A 24,437-nucleotide genomic window follows, 5' to 3' on the forward strand; every position below is an offset into this window, starting at 1 on the left:
CCCTTCTCAGATGTCCACGGTGGATGGTTCGGGCGTGGTGGGCGTGCCCGGGTGCCGCGAGGCGCGGAGCGCCGCGATCCCGATCAGGGTGGCGCCACCGGCCAGCACCACGACTCCGGTGATCAGCAGGCCGAGCGCGATCCAGCCGACGGCGGGCGCGGTTGCGCCCGCTTCCGCCCGCGCGGAGATCCCGCGTGACGCGTCGGCGTTCATCACGACGGCGGTCCACTGCCCGTCGAGGACCGGCCAGGCGAGGCCCTGGGTGCCCGGGCCGGACGTGCTCGCCACCCACACCCCGGCCTCGCCGGGCGGGACGGCCGGGGCACCGCCCGGGTGCGTCCGGTCGCCGGAGCGGCGGTCGGCGAGGGTGGTGTACTCGGTGGTGGCCAGGTAGCCGGCGACGGCGTCCGAGCGGCCGATGCCGACGAACACCGGGCCGCCGTCCGCGCTCGTGGCCCGGACCCGGACGTCACCGACGAAAGCCGTGAACCCGGAGATGCCGTGCACCTGCACGGGGTCGGTCGTGACCGCGTAGCCGTTCGCGACGACGTTGGTCGACGCGGTCAGGTAGCCGTCGGCGTCGCGCTGGGTGCGGTCGGCCCACAGGAGCGCCCCGCCGCCGGTCAACAGGCCCATGGAGCCCAGCACCAGCACGGCTCCGGTCACCGCGGCGGCGATCCGGCCGCCGGTCCAGCCGGACGGGCCGGCCGGGTGCGCCTGCGGATGCGGGTGCGGTGGCTCGTGGCCGGCTTCGGCGCCGCCCATGTCGAGCCGGAACGGCGGGTACTCGTCGGTCATGAGCGACACGTAGGCGGCGACGCGCAGCACCCAGCGGTCCATGCCGAGGACGAAGTCGAAGATCGGCCGCGGGTAGCGGCCGGTGAACAACAGCACCACCCCGGCGACCAGCACCAGCACGCCGACGAGACCGCCGGCGGCCCAATTGAAGTCATCGCTCCCGCCGCGGACTGCCAGCCAGCTGCCGCCGCCGGCGAACAGGCCGACGATCACGAGGTGCGGGAGGGCCAGCAGCCACCACTTCACGAGCACCAGGCCACGCGAAAGCCGTTCCGGGTAGGCGATTTCGAGCCGGGCCGGGTAGTCCGGGACGTCGGCGAAGGTGAACGGCGGGTACCGGTCGGTGCCGAGCGCGGCGTAGGAGTAGTACTGCACCCGCCAGCTCCAGCGCAGCACCCCGGAGGTGAACTCGAAGAGCGGCCGCGGGTAACGGCCGGTCACGAGGATGGCGAAGAACGCGGCGATGGTGACGAACGGGTAGGCGAACCACAGGAACGCCAGCACGACGTAGTGCGGGATGGCCAGGATCCACTTGACCAGCCAGAGCCAGCGGGAAAGGGGTTCGTCCAGGGTCGCTTCGACCCGGACGGGGTAGGTGTGCGGTTCGGTCATGACGTGCTCCTCGGAGCCTGGGCCTGGGCCAGGCTCGAACCGATGTCCCGGCCCCAGGCCCGGATCGACGGCCAGTCCCGGTTGTCGGCGTCCGCAACGCGCAGGGCCGCCACGAGGGCGCGTTCCGGGAAGTGCAGCGCGTGGCGGTCGAGCTTCCCGCCGAACAGCCGGTGGCCACGGGCCCCGAGCCGCTTCACGAGATCCTCGATCGCGACCGGCTCTTCGGCCGGCCTGTCCTGCTCGCCGACGGGACCGCTGGAGAAGAGCCAGACCGGCACCCGGCGGAGTTCGTCCGAAAACGACTCCGCGAGCTTCCGCGCCGGCTCCAGCCAGTGTCCCATGTAGACAGCGCTCTTCATGTCCTCACCGAAGTCTCTTCCCACAGCTCCACGCCGACGACGCCATAGACGGTCTTCGCCAGGGCGGTCACGACGCGGCGCTCGGCCTCGTCGGTGAAGACCCCCCGGATCGTCACGATGCCGCCGGTGACGGAGATCGCCCACCGGTCGCGATGACCGGCGTAGTCGGTCAGCAGTGCATTGAGGTGCGAGGCGACCGAGTCGTCCTGGCGCACCAGCGGGCTGAGCATGTCGCGGCGGCTGACGATGCCGACGAGCACGCCGTCGTCGTCCACCACGGGGATGCTGCGCCGCCGGTCGCCCAGCATGTGGCGGGCGATTTCGGTGACGTCGGTGTCGAGCCCGACCGTCTCGGCGGGCACGGTCATCACCGTGGCCACCAGCACCTCCGGGGCCGGTCCGATCCCCGCGACGCCGCTGCGGAGCGCGTCCGCCTCGGTGAACACGCCGAGTACCGCGTCGTCCTCACCGACCACCGGCAGGGCGGCGACGCAGTGTTCGGTGAGCATCACGATGGCCTCGCGGACCGGTGTTCCCGGGCCGACCCGCACGACCGGCCTCGTCATGATGTCGCGTGCCTTCATGGCGGTTCCTCTCCTGGAGTTCAGTGCACGACCACGACCGGGCAGGCCGCGTGCGCGAGCAAGGCGTTACCGGTCGAACCCAGCACCCCGCCGGCGACCGGGCCGCGGCCGCGGGTGCCGACGACGATCAGCCGCGCGTCGGGGTGGGCACTCAGCAGAGCGCGCGAGGTGATGCGGTTTCGGATGGCCCGTGCGGTGATGTCCAGCGTCGGGTACTTGCGGGCCCAGCTCGCGATGTGAGCGTCCAGCTCACGCTGCTCGGTGACCCCGATGTCCGCGAGCTCCACCTCGGACGCCAGCAGGCCGTCGTGCCAGGCGTGCACGACGTGCACCGGCGCCCGCACCGCGGCGGCTTCCTCGAGGGCGAACCGGAGAGCGTGCTCGCTGGAGCCCGACGGGTCGACGCCGACGACGACCGGGCCGGTCCGCTCGGGCCGGTGCGCGGGCACGACCACGACCGGGCAGGCCGCCCCGGCCGCAACCCGCAGGGCCACGGAACCGATCAGCGCGCCGCGCAGGCCACCGATACCGTGCGAACCGAGGACGACGAGCGCCGCGCCGCCGGACTGGGCGAGCAGCAGATCGACGGCGAGCCCGAGCCGGACCGAGGTCTCGACCCGCACGCCCGGCGCGTGCTCACGGGCGATCTCCGCGGCGCGGCGCAGGAAGCGGTGAGCGGGTTCGAGCAGCAGCTCGGAGTCGTGCGCTCGCGATGGGCCGTCTTCGAAGATGCAGGCGTGCAGGAGCCGCAGCGTCGTTTCGCGCCGTCGAGCTTCCTTCGCGGCCCAGCGGACGGCGTCGAACGACGCCGCCGAAGCGTCCACCCCGGCGAGTACGGGCCGGTTCGCGGTTGCGGTCATCAAATCCTCCTGCGGGGTCTCGGGCCAGCATGGTCGCTCGCGTACTCACCGGTCAGAGCACGAAGTCCCTTTCACCGGGGACCAAATCCGCCTGTCCCGCGCGGTGTCGTCACCGACCCTGGACCAATGACGGCACCAGACCTGCTGATCGACCCTTCCTCCCGCACGGCGAACCCCAGATCGTCGTGCGCATCGGCTACCTCCCCGAGGGGGTGGCCCCGCTGCCGGCGACACCGCGGCGTCTGCTCGGCGAGGTCGTGTGGCCGGTGGCCCACCCGTACGGCATCGGCCTGCCGGTACCGGCACAGCTGCGCGGCCGATGAACCAGGCACAGGCCCGACTAAGGCCTCCACCCGGATCCGGGTGGAGGCCTTAGTCGTGTGCCGTTCAGGCGACGTCGTTCCAGACGTAGTCCAGGCGGTTCCGGACCTCCACCACGCCGGACAGCTCGTGGATCAGCCGCGTCACCGGGTCGATGTCGCTGCGCCGCTCCACGCGCCCCACGACCGTCACGACCCCGGCCAGGACCTGCACGCGCACCCGGTCGGGCCCGAGGTTGAGCCGGTCACGCAGCACGCGGTCGGTGATCTCGAGCTCGAGGTCGGCGTCGCCGCGGGTGAAGACCGCCACCAGGTCGCGGCGGGACAGCACTCCGGCCACCGTTCCGTTGCGCAGCACGAACAACCGGCGGACGCCGGTGCGTGCGAACTCCGCTGCGGCGACGGCGAGCGTGGCCTCGGCGTCGATCGTGACGGCCGGGCTCGTCATCAGGTCCTTCGCGACGCACGCCGTGGCCTTGCGGGCCAGCCGGCGGTCACGCCACCGGGGTTTGCGGTCCTCCCACAAGTGCGGAAGCAGGTCAGCTTCGGAGACGACGCCGACCAGGGCACCAGTCTTGTCGAGGACGCCGACCGCGCTGATCTCATTGCCGGTCAGCAGGGCGGCGACGTCCTTGAACGGCGTCTTCGTGGAAACGGTGATCGGGTCGGCGGTCATCACCGCGGACACCATTCCGGCGTTCATGCTCACTTCTCCTCCTCGGTGCGGACCACCATGACCGGGCAGGCCGCGTGGTGCAGCAGGGCCTGGCTCGTCGAGCCCAGCACCAGCCCGGTGAAACCACCCCGGCCACGGCTGCCGACCACGACCAGCTGCGCGCCGTGGCTCGCCGACAGCAACCGGGAACGGGGCTTGTCGTGCTCGACCCGGCGCTCGACTGGGACGTCCGGATACTTTTCCTGCCAGCCGGCGAGCCGCTGAGCCAGCAGCCGCCGACCGGAGTCCTGCAGACCTTCGCCCTGGAAGGCGATGTTGCCGTCGCTGAACAGGCCCGCGGTGTCCCCGTCGTGCCAGGTGTACAACGCGACGAGCGGAGCGTTGCGGAGCGAGGCTTCCTCGAACGCCCAAGCGATCGCGGCCTCGCTAAGGGGGCTGCCGTCGACGCCGACGACCACCGGGCCGTCGACGGACTCGTTCCCGCGCACGACCACCACCGGGCAGTGCGCCTTGGCGGCGAGGTCGACGTCGGGCGAACCGCTGAACAAGCCCGCGATCGCCCCGACCGGCTCGCCCGTGACGAGGATCCGCGCCCGCGCCGAGACCTCCAGCAGGCCGGGTGCCGGACCGCGGTCACTGGCCTGAGTGGACACGTCCAGCCCGGGGACGGCGGCCTCGAGGGTCGCCCGCGTCTCGCGCAGCAGTTCGCCGGCTTCGGCCTCCTTGATCACGAGCCAGTCGGACGGCGGGTACATCTTCCCGCCGAACCCGGCGTCCTCGTAGCCGTAGGCGGTGAAGACGAGCAGCGACGCGTGCCGGCGGGCCGCTTCCCCGGCCGCCCACAACGCGGCCGCAGCGGCGGTCTCCGAACCGTCCACGGCCACGACGACCGGTGGGTTTCCGGTTGCGCTCATGATCTGTTTCCTCTGGGTTCCCGGTGCGCGGATCACGCATCCGACTCGAAGGTAGGCCTCGCGGCGGGCGGACGCTGCGGCCGTTCGTCCCCGCCCGCGAGGACCTTTGGCCGCTCCGGCCGACCCGGCCGGAAGCGCACCGTGGACCTCGAGGAGATGACCTGGGATGCAACGAGAATGGAGCCGCCGATGACCGCACCAACCGGACAGCCCATCGTCGTCGGTGTCGACGGATCGGCCGAGTCGCTTGACGCTGTCCGCTGGGCAGCCCGTACCGCTCGCCGGCGCGACGCGACGCTGGAGATCGTCTACGCGATCGACTTCTCGGCCTTGCTCGCCGGCGGTGTCGTGCCGCCGCCCGAGGAGATGAAGGACGTCCTGCGCGAGCGCGGCGGCCACTCCCTGCGCACCGCGGCGGAACTCGCTTCCGCGCAGGGCGTTCCGAGCGCGACGATCCGGCTCGACACCGACCGCGCCGCCCAAGCACTCGTCGACGCGTCCAAGACGGCCGCCCTGCTCGTGGTCGGGTCATCCGGCCGGGGCCGGCTCACCGGCCTCCTCGCCGGGTCGGTCGCCTCGGCCGTCAGTGCGCACGCATCGTGCGACACGGTCATCGTGCGCGGCGATGCCTGGGACGAGGCCGAGAAAAACGCACGCCCGGTCCTCGCCGGCATAGACGGCGGCAAGGCAAGCAGCCGCATCCTCGCCGTCGCGCTCGACGAAGCCAAGTCCCGTCACGCCCCGCTGGTCGTCGTGCACGCGTGGGCCGACGATCCGCCACCGCACGAACCCGGCCACCCAGAGCACCATGAGTCGGTGACCGACGCCGGCCACCGGCTACTGACCGACCGGCTCGGTGGCCACGACACCGGCGACGTGGAAGTCGACCGGGTCGTCGTCCGGGCGCACCCGCGGCGTGAGCTGATCGAGCGGAGCGGGACCGCCCAGCTCGTCGTGCTCGGCGACCGCGGCCGCGGCGGGTTCCCCGGCCTGCTGCTCGGCTCCACCGGCCAGGCTCTGCTGCACAACGCGGCCTGCCCGGTGTACCTCGTGCGCACCGCCTGAGGGAGGCGAAAGTCCTCGCGCCTGTGGGCCTTCGACCCACCCCCGACCGGTGTCCGTGGGCCCGGGAACGAGGACGGTACGGCCCTCGTCGTCCGGCCCGGACCGGCGGAGTCTGGGACCAGACGAAAGTGAGGCAAATCATGGACACGCCAGGACCTCGCGGCGCTCGCCACCGAGCTCGGGTTCCACCCGCTGGCCGTCGCCTCCGTGCTCGACGAAGACCACCAACGCCCCAAGCTCGTCCGCTACGACCTGCACTCGTTCCTCGCCGCGTACATCGTCCGCGTGACCGACGGCGTCCTGGCGGCCGCCGAGCTGGACGCCTTCGTCACCGACCGCGTCCTCGCCACCGTCCACCGGAACAACACGACCGACATCGACGGCCTGCTCGACTACCTCGTCGACGGGCACCTCGACGCCGTCCAAGCACTGGACGAGCAGGTCGAAGCGCTCGAAGACCTCGTCTTCGCCGACCGCGTCGACCACACCGACCCTGCAGCGCCGGTCCCTGCAGCTGCGCCGGAGCCTCGGCTGACCGCGACACCTGGCCGTGCCGATGCGGGAGATCGTCGCCTCCCTGATGCGCCGCGGCGACACGCTCCTGCCCTACTTCCAGGACGTCTACGACCACGTCCTGCGCGTGGCGGAGTGGACGAAATCCCTGCGCGAGCTGATCGCCACGATCCGCGAGACACAGCTGAGCATCCAGGGCTGGGCCGCGATCACCGACTTCTACGGCCAGAACATCCCGTACCCCGGGTTCGGGCAGGCGTCCGGGGTGTGGGTCTCCACGCTCGCCATCCTGGTCATCTCCGCCACGCTGTACGCAGTGTTCAAAACGCCGCGACTGGCTTTGAACTCGACGGGTGGCCAAAGTCCCCCGGCCGGGGTTCGATGGGCCCTGCCGCCGCCGTGCGCCGCCGCCTGTACTGACGGGATGACGACTGGCACTGCGAAACCGATCCGACCCGGCGTACCGAACCGGCTGCTCCTGCGACTGCTCGGCTCCCGGCTTGCGCCGCTGCTGAACGGAACGCTCACCGCCCTGCGGTACCGGCCCGCCACCGCGCCGAAGCCGGTCGCGCTCCCGGTGCAGTACGCCCGCTCCGGTGAGGAGATCCTGGTCACCGCCGGAAACCCCGATCGCAAGCGCTGGTGGCGGCACTTCCGCCACAGCGCCGGAGCCGATGTCCTGCTCGACGGCCGCTGGGTCGCGGGCGAAGGGCGGCTGCTCGCCGGGACGGAGCGCGACGCCGGAGCCGAGACCTACCGCCGCCGCTTTCCCCGCGTCCCGCTGACCGCGGACACGCCGATACTGGCGTTCACCGCTCCACCGGTGCCTCCTTTGCGAGGCAGCCGCCTGGCTTGGACGTGGTTCCTGGTCGTCACGGCCGCCGAATTCCTCGGCTTCGCGATTCCGGCCGTCACCGGTGCCCTGACCGCGGACGGCCCCACCGTCGTTTCGCTGCCCGCGCTGCTGCTGGCCGGCGCCACCGAAGGAGCCGCGCTGGGCGCCGGGCAGGCGCTCGTCCTCCGGCGCGCGTTACCGGCCCTGAACAGCCGGCGGTGGGTGGCGGCCACGGCCGGGGCGGCGTCCTTCGCCTACCTCGCGGGGCTCGCCCCGAGCACGTGGGCGGCGGACCTCGTGTCCTGGCCGCCGCTGGTGCTCTGGCCGGTGGCCGCCGTCCTCGGCACCGCCCTGCTGCTGTCCATCGGCTTCGCCCAATGGCTCATCCTGCGCCGCCACCTCGCCCGCTCGGCTCGCTGGATCTTCACCACCGCCGGCGCCTGGCTGCTCGGCCTGGCCGTCTTCCTGGGCGTCACGATGCCGTTGTGGCAACCCGGTCAGAACATCGCACTGACCATCCTGATCGGCATCCTTGGCGGCTTGGTGATGGCGGCGACCACGTCGGCGGTGACCGGCGTCGCCCTTCGCCGCCTGCCGGGGCTGAAGTGAACCGGCGCCACAGCCGTCCGCCGGTGAGCACGGCGGACGGCAACCGGCCGTTCAGGCCACGGTCCGGCGCACGGCCGCGCCGAGCGCCGCGCCCCACGCCTTGGCACGGGCCAGCTCGCCGGGCTCCGGGCCGGCGTCGATCGAACCGGTGCCGACGAAGAAGCTCTCGGCGGGCGCCGCCGCCCGGCCCCCGAGCCGGTCCAGCCGCTTCACGGCGCCGAGCGACGCTGCACCGGTGAACACGCGCGGCTTGTCGATCCGGGTGTCGAACGCCGCGAACACGAGCCCCGGCGGGAGCGACTCGAGGGAGCCCAGCCATTCCCGGATCCCGGTCCGCGACCGCACCGTGTAATCCACCTGATCCGCGGCAGACTTCCGGGTGGCGGCCCGGCTCATGCCGTGCACGTGAGTGGGCCCGCCGACGACGAGCAGCTCGACCCCGGCGAGGTCCGATGGCGCATCGTCGACGTTCACCACTTCGGCCCCGACCGACTGGGACAGGCCGTCGGCGATGGCCCGGGCCACCTTCTCGGTGGCGCCGAACATCGACTCGAACACGATCACGGTGCGCATCTCCGCCTCCTCAGCTTTCCAGCCGGATCGGCTGGTGGGTCAGTTCTTCGATGTCGCCGGCCGCGCATTCGAACAAGTTGTGCGCGAGGTCGCTCAGCGCGCGGGACGCGGCGAGTTCGTCGCCGATCTCGGGCACGTTCCGGTCGGCCGGGTTGAGCCGGGCGGTCCCGGTTCCGGAAACGCGGGTGTCTTCGGCGGTGTGCAGCCGGGCCGTGGCCCGGGTACGCCCTTCGTCCTCGTCGATGATGATCTCCACTTGCCAGCGCTTCTCGCGCATGTGTCCTCCTCAGGTTTCTTCGGGCACCATTTCGATGGCGCCACAGGGACATTCGGCAACGCAGATCCCGCAGCCTTTGCAGTAGTCGAGGTCGATCGCGTACTTCTCTCCCGGTTCGAGCTTGATCACCGCGTTGTCGGGGCAGACGCCGTAGCAGTTGTCGCATTCGAAGCAGTTGCCGCAGGACAGGCAACGGCGCGCCTCGAACAAGGCGGTCGACTCGGTCAGGCCGCCCTTGATCTCGTCGAAGGTGGACACTCGCCGGGACAGGTCGAGGTGCGGCCGGACGGTCCGGTCGGCGTCGCTGTAGTACCAGGTGTTCAGGTTTTCGAAGGCCGCCTCGCGGCGGGCCGGCGGCTCCGGCGTCACCACCTCGCGCAGCCACGCGTCGATCTCCCGCGCGGCCTTCGCACCGTGCCCCACGGCGACGGTCGCGGTCCGGCCCGACGGCACCATGTCGCCGCCCGCGAAGATCCCCGCATGCCCGGTCATCAGCCCGGGCCCGACCCGCACGACGCCGGCGGCGTGCTCGACGTCCGGCAGATCGTCCACAAGGGACAGATCGGTGTCCTGACCGAGGGCCAGCACCACGCTGTCCGCCGCGAGCCGCTCGAACTCGCCGGTCGGCTGTGGGAACCCGGACTCGTCGAGCCGCATCTTCTCGACCGTGATGCCGTCACCGTCGATCTCGCTGATCGTCGACAGCCAGCGCATCGCCACGCCCTCTTCGACCGCTTCGGCCACTTCGGACTCGTGCGCGGGCATCCGGTCACGCGTGCGGCGGTAGACGACGACGGCGTCGGTGGCGCCGAGCCGCCTCGCCGTGCGCGCGGCGTCCATTGCAGTGTTGCCGCCGCCGTAGACGGCGACGCGGCGGCCGAGCAACGGCCGCTCCCCGCTCTCCATCCCGTGCAGCAGCGAAACGGCGTCGAGCACGCGGGCGGAGTCGCCGGCCGGGATGTAGGCCCGCTTGCCGACCTGGGCGCCGACCGCGAGGAACACGGCGTCGAACTCGGCCTTGGCCGCGGCGACGTCGGTGACCCGGCTGTTCTGCTCGAACTCGACGCCCATGGCCCGGATCCGGTCGATTTCGGCGTCGAGGACCTCGCGCGGCAGCCGGTAGCGCGGGATGCCGTAGCGCATCATCCCGCCGGGCGCGGCTTCCGCGTCCCGGATCGTGACCGCGTGGCCGAGTCCGGCCAGGTGGTAGGCGGCGGACAGGCCGGCGGGTCCGGCACCGACGACCAGCACCCGCTTTCCGGAAGGCGCGGAGACCGGCATCGACCAGCCCTGCTTGATGCCTTCGTCGCCGAGGAACCGCTCGACGGAGTTGATGCCGACGGCCTCGTCGAGCTGGCCGCGGTTGCACGCGCTCTCGCACGGCCGGTAGCAGATCCGGCCGAGCACGGCCGGGAACGGGCTGTCGACCATGATCCGCCGCCACGCGTTCTCGTAGTCCCCGGATTCCGCGTGGTAGAGCCACTTCTGGATGTCCTGGCCGGCCGGGCAGGCCTGGTTGCAGGGCGGCAGCAGGTCGACGTAGACCGGTCGCTCGCTGCGCCACGCGCCGGTCTTGTTGGCCCGGCTGGACCCGACGTCGAGCGTGATCGCGAACGGCTTCTCGTGCTCCATGTCAGTCCTCTCCGAGCAGGCCGTAGCGGCGGATGTTCCGGTCGGCCTGCGCCTGGATCCGCGCGATCACGTCGGCGCGGGGCTTCTCGCCGAACAGGTGCGCATACCGCGTCTGGCGTCGCAGGTAGTCCTCGACCGGCACCCGGCGACGGATCTTCGACGTCGCCACAATCTCGCCGTGCTCGGCCTCGAACACCGGGAACAGCCCGCTTTCCTTGGCCAGGCGGGCGATCAGGATCGTGTCGTGCGACGAGCTGCCCCAGCCCAGCGGGCACGGCACCAGCACGTGCAGGTAGCGGGCGCCGCGGAACTCCATCGCCCGCGTCACCTTCGCTTCGAGGTCACGTAGGTCCGCGACGGTCGCCGTCGCGACATACGGGATCTCGTGCGCCAGGGCGATCATCGGCACGTTCTTGCCCTGCCCGAACACCGCCCCGGGCTCCGGTCCCACCGCGGGCGTCGTCGCCGTGCGGGCCGCGGCCGGCGTCGCGCCCGAGCGCTGGACGCCGGTGTTCATGTACGCCTCGTTGTCATAGCAGATGTAGAGCACGTCGTCGTTGCGCTCGAACATGCCCGACAGGCAGGCGAAGCCGATGTCGACGGTGCCGCCGTCGCCGCCCTGGCCGACCACGCGCACGTCGGTGCGGCCCTTGGCCTTCATGGCCGCGGCGACGCCGGTGGCGACCGCGGGCGCGTTGCCGAACAGCGAGTGCAGCCACGGGATCCGCCACGACGTCTCGGGGTACGGCGTCGAGAAGACTTCCAGGCAGCCGGTCGCGTTGACGGCGACCATCTGGTTCGCGGTGGCTCGCATGGCGGCGTCGAGGGCGTACCGCGCGCCCAATGCCTCGCCGCAGCCCTGGCACGCGCGGTGGCCGCAGTCGATCGAGTTGATCCGTTCGCGGTCGGACTGCACGCTGCGCTGGTCGTCGCCGAGGAGCCGGCCGCCGACCGCGAAGCTGCCGGTCTGGTAGAACTTGATCGGCGTCACCACCATGTCATCACCCGATCCGTGAGGCGACCGCACCGAGGTCGCGCAGGAGGTTTTCGGCCGTGGGGCCCGAGCGCCGGGCGGCGGCGAGCCGGCCCAGTTCCCGGTCGATCAGCGAGCGGTCGAGGTCCAGAAAAGTCAACGACGGCAACCGGTCCGCCGCTCGCAGCACCCTGTCCAGCGAGGTCTTGGTGACCGCACGGCCGCCGAGGCCCGCCACGACCGTGTGCGCCCGGGCAGCGGGCACCGCCGTGACCACGTTCTGCGTGACGATCCCGCCGACACCGGGCTCGAAGGCCCGTTCCAGGACCACGACGTCCCGAGCGTGCCCGAGCGCCGCGCGGACGGCTTCGGCGGGGAACGGCCGGAAGCAGGTGAGTCCCAGCACTCCGACCCGCAGACCGTCTTCGCGCAGTTCGTCGACGGTGTCCTTGAGCGTGCCCAGCACCGAGCCGAGCGCGACCACGATCGTGTCGGCGTCCTCGGTGCGGTAAGCGCGGGTCAGCCCGCCGGAGTTGCGGCCGAACACCTCGGCGAAGCGGTCCGAGACGTCCGGGACGACGTCGAGGGCCTCCATCAAGCGGGCGTGGGCGAGGTAACGGACTTCCGTGAAGGCCTCGGGCCCGACCATGGCCCCGATGGACGACGGTTCGGCCGGGTCGAGGACCTGGCGGGGTTCGTAGGGCGGCAGGAAGGCGTCGACCTGGTCCTGGTCCGGCGTGTCGACCTGTTCCCACGCGTGGGTCAGCACGAAGCCGTCCATACAGACCATCACCGGGGTGGACAGCTCTTCGGCGATCCGGAAGGCCTGGATGTGCAGGTCCGCGGCCTCCTGGTTGGTCTCGGCGTAGAGCTGGATCCAGCCGGCGTCGCGCAGGGCCATGCTGTCGCTGTGGTCGTTCCAGATGTTGATCGGCGCGCCGATCGCCCGGTTGGCCACCGTCATCACGATCGGCAGGCCGAGCCCAGAAGCGTTGAACACCGCCTCGGTCATGTACAGCAGGCCCTGGCTCGCGGTGGCGGTGTAGGCCCGCGCGCCGGCCGCGGACGCCCCGATGGCAACCGACATCGCCGCGAACTCCGACTCGACGTTGACGAACTCGCACGGCGCGAGCGACCCGGACTTCACCAGCTCCGCCAGGCCTTCGACGATGTGCGTCTGCGGCGAGATCGGGTACGCGCAGATGACTTCCGGGCGGCACAGCGCGACCGCGTCGGCGACGGCCCGGGATCCCTCAATCTGCCTGAGCACGAGCCAGCTCCTCTCGTTCCGCACGCACGAACCCGTAGGCTGCGGTGGCCGCGGCGATGTTGCCGTCGGCCTTGGCCCCGGTGAACCGGCCGGAGATCGCGGTGATCACCGAGCGCAGCTCGACGACGCCGGTCAAGGCGGCGAACCCGCCGAGCAGCGCAGCGTTCGGCATCGGGCGGCCGAGGTGCTTCTGTGCCAGCTCGGTCGCGGGCACGACGAGCAGCCGCTCGGGCCGTAAGCCGCGGACGAACTCCCCGAGCCCCAGTTCCTCGAAGGTGTGCGCGGAGTTGACCAACAGGTAGCCGTCGGGCTTCATGCCTTCGAAGACGTTCACCTGGTGCAGCAGGGTGGCGTCCTGGATGATCAGCGCGTCCGGCCGCACGATCGGTTCCCTCGTGCGGATCACCCGGTCGGCGATCCGGCAGAAGGACATGACCGGCGCGCCGGTGCGCTCGGAGCCGAAGCTGGGGAACGCCTGCGCGTGGCGGCCTTCGGTGAACGCGGCGACCGACAGCAGCTCGGCCGCGGTCACCACGCCCTGGCCGCCGCGGCCGTGGATGCGGACCTCGGTCATGCTCATGTGCTCGGGTACTTGGCGAGGATGTCGCGCAGCGCCGAGACAAAGCGCAGGGACTCGTCGTGGTCGCGCTGCCAGACGTTGCGGCCGAAGATCAGCCCGGTGGCGCCGGCTTCCATCGACTCGCGCGCCTTCTCGAGCATCGCCTCGTCGCCGGCCTTGCCGCCTCCGGAGACGAGCAGCAGCGTCCGTCCGGCCGACCGGACGACGGCGTCGATCGCCTGTTGGCTGGTCGTTTCCTTCGCGTAGGGCGCAGGAACGTTGTCGATCTTCGCCGGGTGCGGGAAGTTGACCTTGACGACGTCGGCGCCCAGCTCGGACGCGGTGCGCGCGGCGTAGTCGACGGCGTAGAACGAGTCCTTCCCGCCCTTGCCCTTGATGGCCGAACCCCGCGGGTACGCCCAGACGATCAGCGGCATGCCCAGCCGATGCGCGTCCGCGCGGACTTGCCGCAGCTGCGCGAAGTCTTGCTCCTGCGCGGGAGTTCCGACGTAGAGGGTGTACCCGACGGCGTCCGCGCCGAGCCGGACCGCGTCCTCGACGCTGCCGTGCAGCGGGGACAGCGCTTCGGCGTCGGACGGGATCTCGGTCTTGCCGTTGAGCTTCAGCACCAGCGGCAGCTCGCCCGCGTAGTCCCAGTAGAACTTCTCGGCCAGGCCGATCTGGATGGCGATCCCGTTGAAGCCGCCTTCGAGCGCCAGCCTGAGGATGTACTTCGGGTCGCTCGCCGCCGGATTGGCGAAGAAGTCCCGCGGCCCGTGCTCCAGCCCCTGGTCGTAGGGCAGGAAGAACGCGGTGCCGTTGCGCAGGCCGTGCTCGTGCAGAATGCGGTGCAGCCGGGTCTTCTTGCCGGTGTTCAGCCCGAGCTCGGCCAGCGGGGGACGGTGCGCCATGGGGGCCTCCGGTGTCGCTGAATTCGTGCACCCAGCAAATCGCGCCACGGCGGCCACCACCGCTGGCGAACGCCACCGGTGCAGGGGCCCTCGGTCCCCAGCGGGTGGGACCATCGGCTCTGCTGTTCACGCACCCGCGGCGGTAAGACTTGGCCCATGAAGGTCGACGAACTGCTCACGAAGGCAAAGGACGGGCTGGAGACCAAGCTGGTCTACGGCGAGCCGTACGAGGTCGACGGCGTCACGGTGATCGTGGCCTCGGCCGTCGGCACCGGCGGAGGTGGCGGCGACAGCCGCGACGAGAAAGGCCGTTCCGGCGAAGGCGGCGGCTTCGGGCTGTCGGCCAAACCGGTCGGGGCGTACGTCATCAAGGACGGCCAGCTCCGCTGGGAACCGGCCGTCGACGTCAACCGCCTCGTGGCGACGCTGGGCGCGATCGCCGTCGCGGCGATCTTCGCCGCGACACGTCTGGCGAAGCTCAAGTACCGCGCCGAGACCGATGAGCGTCCCTGATCTGGCGCCGCTGGGCCCGGCCAGCTGCCGCGCGCTGCTCGCCTCCGTCCCGCTCGGCCGGCTTGGTTTCGTCCGCGACGGACGGCCGGCGATCCGGCCGGTCAACTTCACCGTGGCGGGCGAAGCGATCTGGCTGCGGGCGGGCCGCAACTCCTGGGCCGACCTCCTCGACGGGCAGCCGGTCACCTTCGAGGCCGACGCCTACGACCCGGTCGACCACACCGGCTGGAGCGTGATCGTCACCGGGATCGCCACCCTCACGACGGACATCGACACCATGGCCGCCCAGTTCGGCGTCGGCCTGCGCTCGTGGGCTCCCCCACCACGCGACCGGCTGCTGCGGATCAGCATCGACCGGATCGAAGGCCGCCGGCTCGCCCTCCGGCCGGGCGCGGACGACACAACGGAATCGGGACCACCATGACGACGACGCATCGGCGCGCCATCCTGACGGGCTTGACGGCCGGGCTCGCCCTGCTCCTCGCGGCGTGCGCTCCCACCGGCAACACCCTCGCCGGCTCCGCTTCGCAGCCTGGCTTCTGGCTGGGTCTGTGGCACGGGTTCATCTGCCCGATCACGTTCCTCGTCTCGCTGTTCAACGACCACGTCGGCGTCTACGAGGTGCACAACAACGGCCACTGGTACGACTTCGGGTTCGTGTTTGGCATCCTCGTCGCGGCCAGCGTCTTCCACAGCCGGGGTTATGTCCGGCGCAATCGGCCTCCTCGCGTTACCCGCCGCTAACCGTCCGCTGGCGTCCCGAAAACCCGGCAAGACGCGAAGCCCACGCGCGGGCATCATGGCGGCCATGCCGCACCGCGTCCTGCTCGCCGACGACGACCGCGCGATCCGTGAATCGCTCGTGCGCGCCCTCAACCTCGAGGGCTACCACGTGACCGAGGTGACCGACGGCGTCCACGCCCTGGCCACCGCCCGGCGTTGCGACTTCGACGTGCTGATCCTCGACGTGACGATGCCCGGCGTCGACGGCCTCGGGGTGTGCCGGGTGCTGCGCGCCGAAGGCGACCGGACGCCGATTCTCATGCTGACCGCCCGGGTTGAAACCCCCGACCGGGTGGCCGGGCTGGACGCCGGGGCCGACGACTACCTGCCCAAGCCGTTCGAGCTCGACGAGCTCCTGGCCCGCCTGCGCGCCCTGCTGCGCCGCACGGCACCCGAGCCCGACGCGCGCCGCACGCTGCGGCTGGGTGAGCTCGCGGTCGACCCGGGCGCGCGGCGGGTGTGGTGGCAGGGCACCGAGATCACCTTCGCTGAACAGCGGCTTTGCACTGGAACTCTTGTTGTTAGGCCTGTTGCGGGTCCCGTCATGTCCTTCCAGCACAGCTTCATCGTCAGCGAGAACGGCACCGCGACGATCAGGGGCAACGACTCGAACGAGCAGGCCCAGCAGATCGTGGACCGGGTCGCCCACCCGGACGCCCGCGACGACCTCCGGGCACGGGGGCGAGAGCTCGGGTTCACCCTCCGGGGTTGATCCGATCGGCCGAATCCTTTTGGTGACCAAGGTCCTCGCCTGAAGGCCGAAGATCCCTGTCGCCTTGCACAGCGTCCCGGCAAGATCGGGAGCGAGACAGTTCCGGCCGCATCGGTGCCGCCGTGAGACCCCCATCCCGCTCCCTTCCCAGGAGGATTCCTTGCTGTCCCCAGCATCCGCCGCGGTGGTTCGCGCCACCTTGCCCGTGGTTCGCGCGCATGCCGTGGAGATCACCGGAGAGTTCTACTCATCGATGTTCGCCGCGCACCCCGAACTGCTGGACCTGTTCAACCAGGGCAACCAGTCCGACGGCCGGCAGAAGCTCGCGCTCGCCGCGGCCGTGGCCGGTTTCGCCGAACACCTGCTCGGCGGGGACACCGTTCCCTTCGACCGGATCGCCGAGCGGATCGTCCACAAGCACGTGTCGCTTGGCATCCGGGCCGAGCAGTACCCGATCGTCGGACACCACCTGCTCACCGCCGTCGGCACCGTCCTCGGCGACGCGGTCACCCCCGAGATCGCCGCCGCGTGGCACGAGGTCTACTGGCTGCTGGCCTGCCGGTTGATCGCCGCCGAAGCGCGGCTCTACCAGCGCGGCGACCTGGACCCCGCCGACCTCTGGCGCCGCTGGCGCGTCGCCAAGCGCCTCGACGAAGCCGTCGACGCCGTCTCGTTCACCCTGGTGCCCGACGACGGCGGAACGGTGCCGGACTTCGCCCCCGGCCAGTACGTCTCGGTCGCGGTCGACCTGCCCGACGGCCACCGCCAGCCGCGCCAGTACTCCCTGTCGCAGGGCCCCGGCCGCGGTTCGCTGCGGATCACCGTCCGCCGGCTCCGCGGCCGCGACGGCACACCGGACGGCGCGGTCTCCAACCACCTGCACGACCACGTCTCCGAAGACGACGTCCTCCTGCTCGGCCCGCCCGCGGGCGAGACGACCCTCGATCCCGGCGACGGACCGGTGCTGCTCGTCAGCGCCGGCATCGGGATCACGCCGATGGCCGCGATGCTGGACCATCTCGCCCGCACCCAGCCGACCCGGCGGGTCATCCTCGCCCACGCCGACCGCTCCCCCGCCCACCACGCGCTGCGCCGCGAAGGCACCCAGACCGCCACGGGCCTCGCCGGGGCCGATGTACTGTCCTGGTACGAGACCGGCCACGACGACCGTTCGCGGCCCGGCCGCATGGACGTCGACGCCTTGCCGGTGCCCCCGGGCACCACCGCCTACCTGTGCGGCCCGCTCCCGTTCATGCACGAAATCCGCGCCGGGCTCATCCACCGCGGCCTGCCCGCCGAGCGCATCCACTACGAGGTGTTCGGCCCCGGCATGCTCGACCGGGCCTGACCGGAGCGTCATTCAGCGGCGTTGCGGCGGGTAGAGAGCCCGGCGCTCAGTTCCAACAGTGATCATTGTCCGTCGCGCCCTGCCCTACGGCCACCGGCGGACGTGGGACGGGAAGGGTGCACGATCGGTTCCGCCTGACGGCCGCGAAAGGAAATCTGCCGACGATGTCGAACATACCGCTGCCCCGCCCCAGAGAGCCTGACGCCGGCCGATCTCCTCGCCGGCGAACTCGAACGGGGACCGCAGGTACCGGCCGCCCGCTCGGCGGCGAAGGGAGCGAACAGCTCGAGCAGCTCGGCGGCCGATAGGGCCCCGTGAGGCCGCGGTGCCGGCATGGGGACGTCATCCTGGTCCAAGCCGAGCATTTCCAGCAGATCAGCCTCGTCCTGGTCGTCGCGAGTGTGATGCCGCACCACCCGGATCGCGCGGTCGCGTTCGTGAGCCGTCGGCTGGGTGGTGACGAGAAGGTCGAGCATTGCGATCCTGCCGTGGGTGGTGGGCGCCGGTTCGCGGCACCTGCGGGAGCCTCAGACAGCGGTGAGTGCGGTGTGCCGGCCGCGTACCAAGGCGCGGACGTCGGCGGGTATAGCCGGGTGCCCGGTCTTCCGTGCCACGATGGTGAGGGCGCCGAGCGAGTGCGTTGCACAGAATGCCCGCGCCTGCGAAAGCGCGTCGTCGAGCAGTGTGGGATCAATGCCGGGCCCGACCTCTGCGGTGACCGTCGCGGATGAGCTGTCCACCCCTTCACCATGCCCCCGCCCCGGGTCCGCGCAGGGCCCTTGGTCACCAACCGCCGCCCCGGAAGACCCATCCGGACGTCGCGACCGCCGGTGTGTACTGCGCCGGGGCGGGAACAACGACTCTATCCGGACGGGCAGATCGGCCCGCCGGGTCTTGGCCTTCTCCCCTGCACCCACCTGCCCGCCGAGCGGCATCATCGAGGGACGGGGAGAAGACCAAGGCCCCTTCCACCGAACTGGAGGCCGACATGCGACTCGCCCACCGCACCAAGCACCTCGGTCCAGCCCGGACCGGCGGATTCCCCACCGGGCTGCGCGTGCGTGCACACAGCGGCCAGTTCGACGGCCAGACCGGACTCGTGGTCGACCACGCACCCGACCTCCGCCCCGGATCGGTGTGGATCGAATTCACTCCCGGCCGCCCACGGCTCGTGCCCGGTTACCGGCTCGACGTCGTCGACCACCCGGAGAACTGAGGCAGCATTCCTTCTCCCGATGGACAAACGGCGCAACGTCATCGCGCGGCACATGATCGTGCCGCGCGATGACGTTGCGGTTTCCGACGCACAGAGCCATTTTCATCGTGGGTAGCGGGCGTCTCCGGCGGCCCAGGAATGTTTGCGGCGGCGATCTCCGGCGTGACGGCGTCGGGTTGAGCGGCGTGAAGCCGGCGGATCGTATCGGTTAGCCGGCGCGGGCGAACGCCTTGAGGAGCCAGTTGTCGAGCGCGGGGACGATGTCTCCGACGTGGACGTTGCGTGGGTGCTGGACGTGATTGGCGAGGGCGTACACGTAGCGGCACCGGCAGTAGTCGGTCGCATGTGCCTGGTGGCTTTGCATCTTGGCTCCGCACAGCCCGCAGAGCATGAGTCCACGAAGGATGTAGCCGGCGTTCTCCCAGCACCGCGCCGGTGAACTCGTGTTTCTGCGTCCCGCTGTCCCGTGGCCGCAGGGCTGCCGGGCCGTTGAGCGCGCCTTCACGGGATGTTCGCGCTGAGGCTTCACTGTGGCGCTCACCCCGCCGCTCGGCACAGCGAGCTCCCGGCTGCCGCTTGCCCATGGTCGGCGGGGCCCTCACCTATGTGAACGCTCACACCTCCGGTTCGGTGACCAGCAGCTCACCTCCGGTGACGCACGGCGCCTACGAGCACAGGACTGCGTTGACCAGCGCACCGCAACTTGCTGTTGACATCCCCGTAACCGCCGGAGAGGCTGTTAGCGCTCACATCGCATCTGCTCGTGCGCCAGCCCCCTGGCTCGCCAGCGCGGTCCCCTCCTTCCCCCGAGGAGCCCACCCATGGCAACGTTCACCCGCGTCCGTCAAACGTTGGCGGTCGCGCTTGGCGTGATCATCCTGCTGCTGACCGTGTCCGCCCCGCCGGCCGGCGCGCAGTTCATCACGGTCAACAACCCGGTCATCCAGCAGCGCGCCGACACCGCGATCTACAAGCACACCGACGGCTACTACTACATGACGGCCTCGGTCCCCGACTACAAGCGGGTCGAACTGCGACGCGCCACGACACTGCAGGGCCTCGGCAGCGCCGCGACGGTCAACGCGTTCACCGCGCCGTCGAGCGGCGCGCTGAGCGGTTGGATCTGGGCGCCGGACATCCAGTTCATCGACGGCGCCTGGTACATGTACTTCTCGGCCTCGCCCAGCACCGCGCGATTCGACCAGCGGCTCTACTGGATCCGCAACACCTGCGCCAATCCGATGACCTGCGCATGGAGCGCGCCCCAGCGCTTCAACACCGGCTGGGAGTCCTTCCAGCTCGACCCGGCCTCGTTCGTCAATCGCGGGGTGCGCTACTTCACCTGGGCCCAGGACAGCCCGTCCACCAACTTCAACAGCCACATGTACATCGCCCGGATGAACGGGCCCACCGGCATCACCGGCACGGTCACCGAGATCGCGCGCCCGACGTACGCCTGGGAGATGGAAGGCGTCGCCGGCGTGGTGGAAGGGCCATCGCCGCTGGTCAAGAACGGCCACGTGTTCATCGCCTACTCGGCCTCGGCGACCGACTCCCGGTACAAGCTGGGCCTGCTGTCAGCCGACGACACCGCGGACCTGCTGGACCCCGCCTCCTGGCGCAAGAGCCCGAACCCGGTGTTCCAGACCGCGAACGGGGTCTACGGCCCGGGCCACGGCAGCTTCACCGTGGCCGAGGACAACAGCACGGACGTGTTGGTCTATCACGCCCGTGACTACGCCAACCCGACGCCGGACGCGCTCACCGACCCGAACCGGCACACCCGCTTCCAGCAGCTCTACTTCAGCGACAACGGCGCCCCGTTCTTCGGCCAGCCGCTGCCGAACGGAATGACCGCGCCCGGCATCCGGGGCCAGTACAGCAACCGCTGCGTCGACAACTACGACTTCGACACCACGCCCGGCGCGCTCGTTCGGCTGTACAGCTGCAACGGCAACGCCGCGCAGGAATGGGAATTCAACTACAAGGGCGTCAGCTGGTACGAGATCCGCAACCGCAACACCGGTACCTGTCTGACCGACATCAACGCCAGCACGGCGCTGAACGCCGACGTCGGCCTGGTCGCCTGCAACAACACGACGGCCCAGCAGTGGCAGATCATCGACCAGGGCAACGGCTGGTTCTCGCTGCGCAACGTCGCCGGCAACATGTGCCTGGACAACTATGGATGGAAGGCCGAGAACGGTGCCCGGCTCTCGCTCTACACCTGCAACGGCTTCGCCGTCCAGCTGTGGCGGCGTGGCTAAAGCAGCACCGATGGCCTAAAGCTGGGTCTGCCTCGCTGCGGCCCGGATCGATCCGCGCTTTCGTAAGATCGGTCCGGGCCGCTCCCTGCTCGACGCGGCAAGTTAGCCGAAGACGCTCAGCGTCGCGTACAGCAGCAACATCACCGTGCCGTGCATGGTGAACAGCTGGTTGTACTGCTCCGGAGAGAGGAACTGCAGCCCCGGCCGCGCCAGCTCGGAGCGGATCAGCATCGCCATCGCGCCGCCGATGAGGCAGAACGCGAACGTCGCGACCAGATACATCACGCCGATCTGCTTGTGATCGGTCGTGCGCAGCAACCGCAGCAGCCACGCACCCTTGACACGTTCGCGTCCCGCCTGCGGCCGGATGGCAACCGGGCCGGGTCTCGTGGCCGTCACGGGCACTCCTGTCTGTCCGTTCGTCGCACGCGACAGTCGACCGCGGCACCCGCCCGGCCCGACAGGGACCAAAGTCCTCTGTGGATACCCCAAAGTCCTCCCGAGACCACGAGGCCTCGGCTCCTAGCGGTTGTCGACGGCGCTGTCGGTCCGGCCGACGGCGGCGCGGCCGGCCTCGAGCCGGGCGACCGGCACGCGGAAGGGCGAGCAGGACACGTAGTCCAGCCCCACCTCGTGGAAGAACTCGATCGACTCGGGATCGCCACCGTGCTCGCCGCACACGCCCAGACCGAGATCCGGACGGGTGGCACGGCCCGCGGCCACGGCGTCCGCAATGAGCCTGCCGACGCCGTCCCGGTCGATCGTCTCGAACGGCGACACCGCGAAGATGCCTTCGGCGAGGTAGGTGGGGAAGAACGACGCCTCGACGTCGTCGCGGGAGAAGCCCCACACGGTCTGGGTCAGGTCGTTGGTACCGAAGGAGAAGAACGCAGCCGACCCGGCGATGCGGCCCGCGGTCAGAGCGGCCCGGGGCAGCTCGATCATGGTGCCGATCTCATACGGGAATTTCGACTCGGCGGTGACCGCGTCGAGGATCCGCCGGGCGCGGCCGGCCATGATGTCCAGTTCTCGCACATCGCCGACCAAGGGAATCATGATCTCCACGCGCGGTTTCCCGCCCGCGCGGACCCGGGTCGCGGCGGCTTCGGCGATGGCGCGCACCTGCATCTCGTAGAGACCCGGCACGACCAGGCCCAGCCGTACCCCGCGGGTGCCCAGCATCGGGTTCTCCTCGTGCAGCCGCTCGACCGCGCGCAGCAGGGCCTCCGGCGCGCCCGGCCGTCCGAGCGCCCGGGCCACCGCCACCTCGGCGGTCAGCGCGGTGCGGTCGGGCAGGAACTCGTGCAGCGGCGGGTCCAGCAACCGGATGGTCACCGGCAACCCGTCCATCTCCTCCAGGATCCCCACGAAGTCCGCGCGTTGCAGCGGAAGCAGCGCCGCGAGCGCGGATTCACGCTCGACGTCGGTCTCGGCGAGGATCAGCCGTTCGACCAGCACCCGCCGGTCGCCGAGGAACATGTGCTCCGTGCGGCACAAGCCGACCCCGGTCGCCCCGAGGCGACGGGCCCGTTGCGTGTCCTGCGGCGTGTCGGCGTTCGCCCGCACCTCCAGCCGCCGCCGCGCGTCGGCGTGCGTGATGATCCGGTCCACCGCCTGCAGCAGCGCGTCGCTGCCGGGCTCGCGGCGACCTTCGAAGTAGTCGACGACCGGCGACGGCACCACTGCCAGCTCGCCGAGATAGACCTCGCCCGCGGTCCCGTCGATGGAAATCACGTCGCCCTCGGCGACGACCGTGCCGTCCGCGGTCGTGAACCGCCGGTTCGCCACATCGACGTCCAAGGACTCGGCCCCGCACACACAGGTCCGCCCCAGCCCGCGCGCCACGACGGCGGCGTGCGACGTCTTGCCGCCGCGGCTGGTCAGCACCCCGCGCGCGTGGATCAGACCGTCGAGGTCATCGGGGTTGGTTTCCTTCCGCACCAGGATGACCGCTGCCCCTTCCTCTGCCCGGCGGACCGCGGTGGCCGAGTCGAACACGGCCTCACCGACCGCCGCACCCGGGGACGCCGCAACGCCGGTGGCGACCGGCGTGGTCGCGGTGTCGGCGAAGCGCGGGAACATCAGCTGGGCCAGCTGCGCCCCGGTGACCCGGCGCAGCGCCTCGTCGGCGTCGATCACGCCTTCCTCGCGCAGGGCCTCGGCAATGCGGAACGCGGCGGCCGCGGTGCGCTTGCCGACCCGGGTCTGCAGCATCCACAGCCGGCCCCGCTCGATGGTGAACTCGATGTCACACAGGTCCCGGTAGTGCTCCTCCAGCGTCCGCATGATCCCCAGAAGCTGCTCGTAGGGCCGAGGATGCAGGTCGGCGAGCCGGTGCAGCGGCAGGGTGTTGCGGATACCGGCCACGACGTCCTCGCCCTGTGCGTCGGCGAGGTAGTCGCCGTAGACACCCGGTGCCCCGGTGCCCGGGTCGCGGGTGAACGCGACGCCCGTCCCGGATTCCTCACCCAGATTGCCGAACACCATCGCGCACACGTTCACCGCGGTACCCAGATCCTCGGGAATGTGCTCGGCGCGGCGGTAGACGTGGGCGCGGTCGGTGTTCCACGACTCGAACACCGACCCGATCGCCAGATCCAGCTGCTCCCGCGGATCCTGCGGGAACTCCCGGCCCGCCTGCTCACGGACGATGTCCTTGAACGTGCCGGTCAGCGCCCGCAGGTCGGCCGCGTCCAGCCCGAGATCACCGGTGACGCCCTTGGCCTGCTTGGCCGCCCGCAACGCGTCGGCGAAGCAGGCGGCGTCGACTCCCAGCACCGTCGTGCCGAACATCTGCACCAGCCGCCGGTAGGAGTCCCACGCCAGCCGCTCGTCCCCCGACCACGCGGCCAGCCCGGTCACCGACTCGTCCGTCAGCCCGATGTCGAGGACGGTGTCCATCATCCCCGGCATCGAGAACCGCGCTCCGGACCGGACCGAAACCAGCAGCGGCTCGTCCACCTGCCCCAGCTTGCGCCCCATCGCCCGCTCCAGCGCGTGCAGGTGCTCCCCCACCTCCTCGGCCAGCCCCTCGGGGGACGCGCCGGTGGCCAGGTACGCCCGGCACGCCTCCGTGGTGATCGTGAACCCCGGTGGCACCGGCAACCCCATCACGGTCATCTCGGCCAGGTTCGCGCCCTTGCCGCCGAGCAGGTCCGCCATGGCACGGTTGCCCTCGGCGAAGTCGTACACGTACTTGCGCATCGTCATCTCCACGTCGGTGTCCGAAGTAGACTGTGCCTTCCGGCGGCCGCCGGG

General features: G+C 70.9%; 27 protein-coding genes and 1 pseudogene. 10 read left to right on the forward strand and 18 right to left on the reverse strand.

From position 1 onward, the window contains the following. Positions 1-6 precede the first annotated feature (6 nt). Genes AB0M82_RS16610 through AB0M82_RS16625 form a run of 4 tightly spaced genes read right to left on the reverse strand, consistent with a single transcriptional unit; the run spans position 7 to position 3,213 of the window. Positions 7-1,410 carry a DUF4389 domain-containing protein gene (locus AB0M82_RS16610; protein ID WP_364722277.1) on the reverse strand — a complete coding sequence of 468 codons (1,404 nt, stop codon included), beginning with the start codon at positions 1,408-1,410 and terminating at the stop codon, positions 7-9. After that, the gene (locus tag AB0M82_RS16615) at positions 1,407-1,769 is read right to left on the reverse strand and encodes a flavodoxin domain-containing protein (protein ID WP_364722279.1); all 363 of its coding nucleotides are present in this window, start codon (positions 1,767-1,769) and stop codon (positions 1,407-1,409) included. Before AB0M82_RS16615 ends, AB0M82_RS16610 begins: the two co-directional genes overlap by 4 nt. Continuing rightward, positions 1,766-2,353 carry a CBS domain-containing protein gene (locus AB0M82_RS16620; RefSeq protein ID WP_364722281.1) on the reverse strand — a complete coding sequence of 196 codons (588 nt, stop codon included), beginning with the start codon at positions 2,351-2,353 and terminating at the stop codon, positions 1,766-1,768. The genes AB0M82_RS16615 and AB0M82_RS16620 overlap by 4 nt, the downstream gene beginning before the upstream one ends. A gap of 20 nt (positions 2,354-2,373) precedes the next feature. Further along, a complete protein-coding gene (locus AB0M82_RS16625) occupies positions 2,374-3,213 on the reverse strand; it encodes a universal stress protein (RefSeq protein WP_364722283.1) in 840 nt (279 codons plus the stop codon). 185 nt (positions 3,214-3,398) lie between these two features. Here AB0M82_RS16625 and AB0M82_RS16630 point away from each other — a divergent pair, with 185 nt between their 5' ends. Continuing rightward, a complete protein-coding gene (locus AB0M82_RS16630; protein WP_364722284.1) occupies positions 3,399-3,536 on the forward strand; it encodes a hypothetical protein in 138 nt (45 codons plus the stop codon). A gap of 64 nt (positions 3,537-3,600) precedes the next feature. Here the strand turns inward: AB0M82_RS16630 and AB0M82_RS16635 are convergent, their stop codons facing one another. Together AB0M82_RS16635 and AB0M82_RS16640 are read right to left on the reverse strand one after the other, a co-directional pair. After that, positions 3,601-4,236, reverse strand: coding sequence for a CBS domain-containing protein (locus AB0M82_RS16635; protein WP_364722365.1), 636 nt, complete (start codon positions 4,234-4,236; stop codon positions 3,601-3,603). A gap of 2 nt (positions 4,237-4,238) precedes the next feature. Continuing rightward, a complete protein-coding gene (locus tag AB0M82_RS16640) occupies positions 4,239-5,123 on the reverse strand; it encodes a universal stress protein (RefSeq protein ID WP_364722286.1) in 885 nt (294 codons plus the stop codon). 189 nt (positions 5,124-5,312) lie between these two features. Here AB0M82_RS16640 and AB0M82_RS16645 point away from each other — a divergent pair, with 189 nt between their 5' ends. Next, entirely contained in the window at positions 5,313-6,188 is an 876-nt protein-coding gene (locus tag AB0M82_RS16645) for a universal stress protein (protein ID WP_364722288.1), read from the forward strand. A 138-nt stretch (positions 6,189-6,326) separates the two neighbouring features. Here the strand turns inward: AB0M82_RS16645 and AB0M82_RS16650 are convergent, their stop codons facing one another. Continuing rightward, on the reverse strand, positions 6,327-6,674 hold the full coding sequence (locus tag AB0M82_RS16650) for a hypothetical protein (protein ID WP_364722290.1): 348 nt from the start codon (positions 6,672-6,674) through the stop codon (positions 6,327-6,329). Positions 6,675-6,744: 70 nt separating this feature from the next. Between AB0M82_RS16650 and AB0M82_RS16655 the strand changes: the two genes are divergently transcribed. Next, the gene (locus AB0M82_RS16655; RefSeq protein WP_364722291.1) at positions 6,745-8,145 is read left to right on the forward strand and encodes a hypothetical protein; all 1,401 of its coding nucleotides are present in this window, start codon (positions 6,745-6,747) and stop codon (positions 8,143-8,145) included. A gap of 51 nt (positions 8,146-8,196) precedes the next feature. Here AB0M82_RS16655 and AB0M82_RS16660 read toward each other — a convergent pair whose 3' ends face one another. Genes AB0M82_RS16660 through AB0M82_RS16690 form a run of 7 tightly spaced genes read right to left on the reverse strand, consistent with a single transcriptional unit; the run spans position 8,197 to position 14,340 of the window. Beyond that, positions 8,197-8,718: a flavodoxin domain-containing protein gene (locus AB0M82_RS16660; protein ID WP_364722293.1), complete on the reverse strand. Its 522-nt coding sequence runs from the start codon at positions 8,716-8,718 to the stop codon at positions 8,197-8,199. A gap of 10 nt (positions 8,719-8,728) precedes the next feature. Beyond that, positions 8,729-8,995, reverse strand: a complete 267-nt coding sequence (locus tag AB0M82_RS16665; protein WP_364722295.1) for a DUF1876 domain-containing protein — start codon at positions 8,993-8,995, stop codon at positions 8,729-8,731. Positions 8,996-9,004: 9 nt separating this feature from the next. Beyond that, on the reverse strand, positions 9,005-10,627 hold the full coding sequence (locus tag AB0M82_RS16670; RefSeq protein WP_364722297.1) for an NAD(P)-binding protein: 1,623 nt from the start codon (positions 10,625-10,627) through the stop codon (positions 9,005-9,007). A gap of 1 nt (position 10,628) precedes the next feature. Next, positions 10,629-11,624 (reverse strand): thiamine pyrophosphate-dependent enzyme, encoded by a 996-nt coding sequence (locus tag AB0M82_RS16675; RefSeq protein ID WP_364722299.1) that lies wholly within the window; start codon positions 11,622-11,624, stop codon positions 10,629-10,631. A gap of 4 nt (positions 11,625-11,628) precedes the next feature. After that, positions 11,629-12,870, reverse strand: coding sequence for a transketolase C-terminal domain-containing protein (locus AB0M82_RS16680; RefSeq protein WP_364722301.1), 1,242 nt, complete (start codon positions 12,868-12,870; stop codon positions 11,629-11,631). Then, the gene (locus tag AB0M82_RS16685) at positions 12,854-13,450 is read right to left on the reverse strand and encodes a 2-oxoacid:acceptor oxidoreductase family protein (protein WP_364722303.1); all 597 of its coding nucleotides are present in this window, start codon (positions 13,448-13,450) and stop codon (positions 12,854-12,856) included. The genes AB0M82_RS16680 and AB0M82_RS16685 overlap by 17 nt, the downstream gene beginning before the upstream one ends. Continuing rightward, positions 13,447-14,340 carry a fructose-bisphosphate aldolase gene (locus tag AB0M82_RS16690; protein WP_364722305.1) on the reverse strand — a complete coding sequence of 298 codons (894 nt, stop codon included), beginning with the start codon at positions 14,338-14,340 and terminating at the stop codon, positions 13,447-13,449. Before AB0M82_RS16690 ends, AB0M82_RS16685 begins: the two co-directional genes overlap by 4 nt. A 156-nt stretch (positions 14,341-14,496) precedes the next feature. Between AB0M82_RS16690 and AB0M82_RS16695 the strand changes: the two genes are divergently transcribed. The 5 genes from AB0M82_RS16695 (at position 14,497) to AB0M82_RS16715 (ending at position 17,696) form a co-directional block, all read left to right on the forward strand. Next, positions 14,497-14,853 carry a spore germination protein GerW family protein gene (locus AB0M82_RS16695; protein WP_364722307.1) on the forward strand — a complete coding sequence of 119 codons (357 nt, stop codon included), beginning with the start codon at positions 14,497-14,499 and terminating at the stop codon, positions 14,851-14,853. Further along, positions 14,840-15,277, forward strand: coding sequence for a pyridoxamine 5'-phosphate oxidase family protein (locus AB0M82_RS16700; protein WP_364722309.1), 438 nt, complete (start codon positions 14,840-14,842; stop codon positions 15,275-15,277). The genes AB0M82_RS16695 and AB0M82_RS16700 overlap by 14 nt, the downstream gene beginning before the upstream one ends. Continuing rightward, on the forward strand, positions 15,274-15,597 hold the full coding sequence (locus tag AB0M82_RS16705) for a hypothetical protein (protein WP_364722311.1): 324 nt from the start codon (positions 15,274-15,276) through the stop codon (positions 15,595-15,597). The genes AB0M82_RS16700 and AB0M82_RS16705 overlap by 4 nt, the downstream gene beginning before the upstream one ends. Before the next feature lie 55 nt (positions 15,598-15,652). Beyond that, a complete protein-coding gene (locus AB0M82_RS16710; protein ID WP_364722313.1) occupies positions 15,653-16,348 on the forward strand; it encodes a response regulator in 696 nt (231 codons plus the stop codon). Positions 16,349-16,508: 160 nt separating this feature from the next. Then, positions 16,509-17,696 carry a globin domain-containing protein gene (locus AB0M82_RS16715; RefSeq protein ID WP_364722315.1) on the forward strand — a complete coding sequence of 396 codons (1,188 nt, stop codon included), beginning with the start codon at positions 16,509-16,511 and terminating at the stop codon, positions 17,694-17,696. 527 nt (positions 17,697-18,223) lie between these two features. Here AB0M82_RS16715 and AB0M82_RS16720 read toward each other — a convergent pair. Then, entirely contained in the window at positions 18,224-18,436 is a 213-nt protein-coding gene (locus AB0M82_RS16720) for a hypothetical protein (RefSeq protein ID WP_364722317.1), read from the reverse strand. A 248-nt stretch (positions 18,437-18,684) separates the two neighbouring features. Here AB0M82_RS16720 and AB0M82_RS16725 point away from each other — a divergent pair, with 248 nt between their 5' ends. Then, positions 18,685-18,912 (forward strand): hypothetical protein, encoded by a 228-nt coding sequence (locus AB0M82_RS16725; RefSeq protein WP_364722319.1) that lies wholly within the window; start codon positions 18,685-18,687, stop codon positions 18,910-18,912. A gap of 208 nt (positions 18,913-19,120) precedes the next feature. Here the strand turns inward: AB0M82_RS16725 and AB0M82_RS16730 are convergent, their stop codons facing one another. After that, positions 19,121-19,276 carry a hypothetical protein gene (locus tag AB0M82_RS16730; protein WP_364722321.1) on the reverse strand — a complete coding sequence of 52 codons (156 nt, stop codon included), beginning with the start codon at positions 19,274-19,276 and terminating at the stop codon, positions 19,121-19,123. Between the two features lie 457 nt (positions 19,277-19,733). On the opposite strand from AB0M82_RS16730, the gene AB0M82_RS16735 reads away from it, so the two are divergent. Continuing rightward, positions 19,734-21,179, forward strand: a complete 1,446-nt coding sequence (locus tag AB0M82_RS16735; protein WP_364722323.1) for a family 43 glycosylhydrolase — start codon at positions 19,734-19,736, stop codon at positions 21,177-21,179. A gap of 105 nt (positions 21,180-21,284) precedes the next feature. On the opposite strand, the pseudogene AB0M82_RS16740 reads toward AB0M82_RS16735, so the two are convergent. Both AB0M82_RS16740 and ppdK read right to left on the reverse strand, forming a co-directional pair. Then, positions 21,285-21,578, reverse strand: a pseudogene (locus AB0M82_RS16740) (cbb3-type cytochrome c oxidase subunit I); the annotation flags it as partial. A 123-nt stretch (positions 21,579-21,701) separates the two neighbouring features. After that, positions 21,702-24,383 (reverse strand): pyruvate, phosphate dikinase, encoded by a 2,682-nt coding sequence (ppdK, locus tag AB0M82_RS16745; RefSeq protein WP_364722325.1) that lies wholly within the window; start codon positions 24,381-24,383, stop codon positions 21,702-21,704. Between the last annotated feature and the right edge of the window lie 54 nt (positions 24,384-24,437).

It is taken from the genome of Amycolatopsis sp. NPDC051128, assembly GCF_040682715.1.
In the GTDB taxonomy this organism is placed as follows: Bacteria; Actinomycetota; Actinomycetes; order Mycobacteriales; family Pseudonocardiaceae; genus Amycolatopsis.

What these genes read in the sequence shown, in the direction of transcription:
- AB0M82_RS16695 (WP_364722307.1), top strand. Translation starts at nt 14,497, where the DNA reads ATGAAGGTCGACGAACTGCTCACGAAGGCAAAGGACGGGCTGGAGACC.
- AB0M82_RS16625 (WP_364722283.1), bottom strand. Translation starts at nt 3,213, where the DNA reads ATGACCGCAACCGCGAACCGGCCCGTACTCGCCGGGGTGGACGCTTCG.
- AB0M82_RS16690 (WP_364722305.1), bottom strand. Translation starts at nt 14,340, where the DNA reads ATGGCGCACCGTCCCCCGCTGGCCGAGCTCGGGCTGAACACCGGCAAG.
- AB0M82_RS16675 (WP_364722299.1), bottom strand. Translation starts at nt 11,624, where the DNA reads ATGGTGGTGACGCCGATCAAGTTCTACCAGACCGGCAGCTTCGCGGTC.
- AB0M82_RS16635 (WP_364722365.1), bottom strand. Translation starts at nt 4,236, where the DNA reads ATGAACGCCGGAATGGTGTCCGCGGTGATGACCGCCGACCCGATCACC.
- AB0M82_RS16685 (WP_364722303.1), bottom strand. Translation starts at nt 13,450, where the DNA reads ATGAGCATGACCGAGGTCCGCATCCACGGCCGCGGCGGCCAGGGCGTG.
- AB0M82_RS16655 (WP_364722291.1), top strand. Translation starts at nt 6,745, where the DNA reads ATGCGGGAGATCGTCGCCTCCCTGATGCGCCGCGGCGACACGCTCCTG.
- AB0M82_RS16725 (WP_364722319.1), top strand. Translation starts at nt 18,685, where the DNA reads ATGCGACTCGCCCACCGCACCAAGCACCTCGGTCCAGCCCGGACCGGC.
- AB0M82_RS16730 (WP_364722321.1), bottom strand. Translation starts at nt 19,276, where the DNA reads ATGCAAAGCCACCAGGCACATGCGACCGACTACTGCCGGTGCCGCTAC.
- AB0M82_RS16700 (WP_364722309.1), top strand. Translation starts at nt 14,840, where the DNA reads ATGAGCGTCCCTGATCTGGCGCCGCTGGGCCCGGCCAGCTGCCGCGCG.
- AB0M82_RS16660 (WP_364722293.1), bottom strand. Translation starts at nt 8,718, where the DNA reads ATGCGCACCGTGATCGTGTTCGAGTCGATGTTCGGCGCCACCGAGAAG.
- AB0M82_RS16670 (WP_364722297.1), bottom strand. Translation starts at nt 10,627, where the DNA reads ATGGAGCACGAGAAGCCGTTCGCGATCACGCTCGACGTCGGGTCCAGC.
- AB0M82_RS16640 (WP_364722286.1), bottom strand. Translation starts at nt 5,123, where the DNA reads ATGAGCGCAACCGGAAACCCACCGGTCGTCGTGGCCGTGGACGGTTCG.
- AB0M82_RS16705 (WP_364722311.1), top strand. Translation starts at nt 15,274, where the DNA reads ATGACGACGACGCATCGGCGCGCCATCCTGACGGGCTTGACGGCCGGG.
- AB0M82_RS16615 (WP_364722279.1), bottom strand. Translation starts at nt 1,769, where the DNA reads ATGAAGAGCGCTGTCTACATGGGACACTGGCTGGAGCCGGCGCGGAAG.
- AB0M82_RS16735 (WP_364722323.1), top strand. Translation starts at nt 19,734, where the DNA reads ATGGCAACGTTCACCCGCGTCCGTCAAACGTTGGCGGTCGCGCTTGGC.
- AB0M82_RS16620 (WP_364722281.1), bottom strand. Translation starts at nt 2,353, where the DNA reads ATGAAGGCACGCGACATCATGACGAGGCCGGTCGTGCGGGTCGGCCCG.
- AB0M82_RS16665 (WP_364722295.1), bottom strand. Translation starts at nt 8,995, where the DNA reads ATGCGCGAGAAGCGCTGGCAAGTGGAGATCATCATCGACGAGGACGAA.
- AB0M82_RS16645 (WP_364722288.1), top strand. Translation starts at nt 5,313, where the DNA reads ATGACCGCACCAACCGGACAGCCCATCGTCGTCGGTGTCGACGGATCG.
- AB0M82_RS16710 (WP_364722313.1), top strand. Translation starts at nt 15,653, where the DNA reads ATGGCGGCCATGCCGCACCGCGTCCTGCTCGCCGACGACGACCGCGCG.
- ppdK (WP_364722325.1), bottom strand. Translation starts at nt 24,383, where the DNA reads ATGCGCAAGTACGTGTACGACTTCGCCGAGGGCAACCGTGCCATGGCG.
- AB0M82_RS16610 (WP_364722277.1), bottom strand. Translation starts at nt 1,410, where the DNA reads ATGACCGAACCGCACACCTACCCCGTCCGGGTCGAAGCGACCCTGGAC.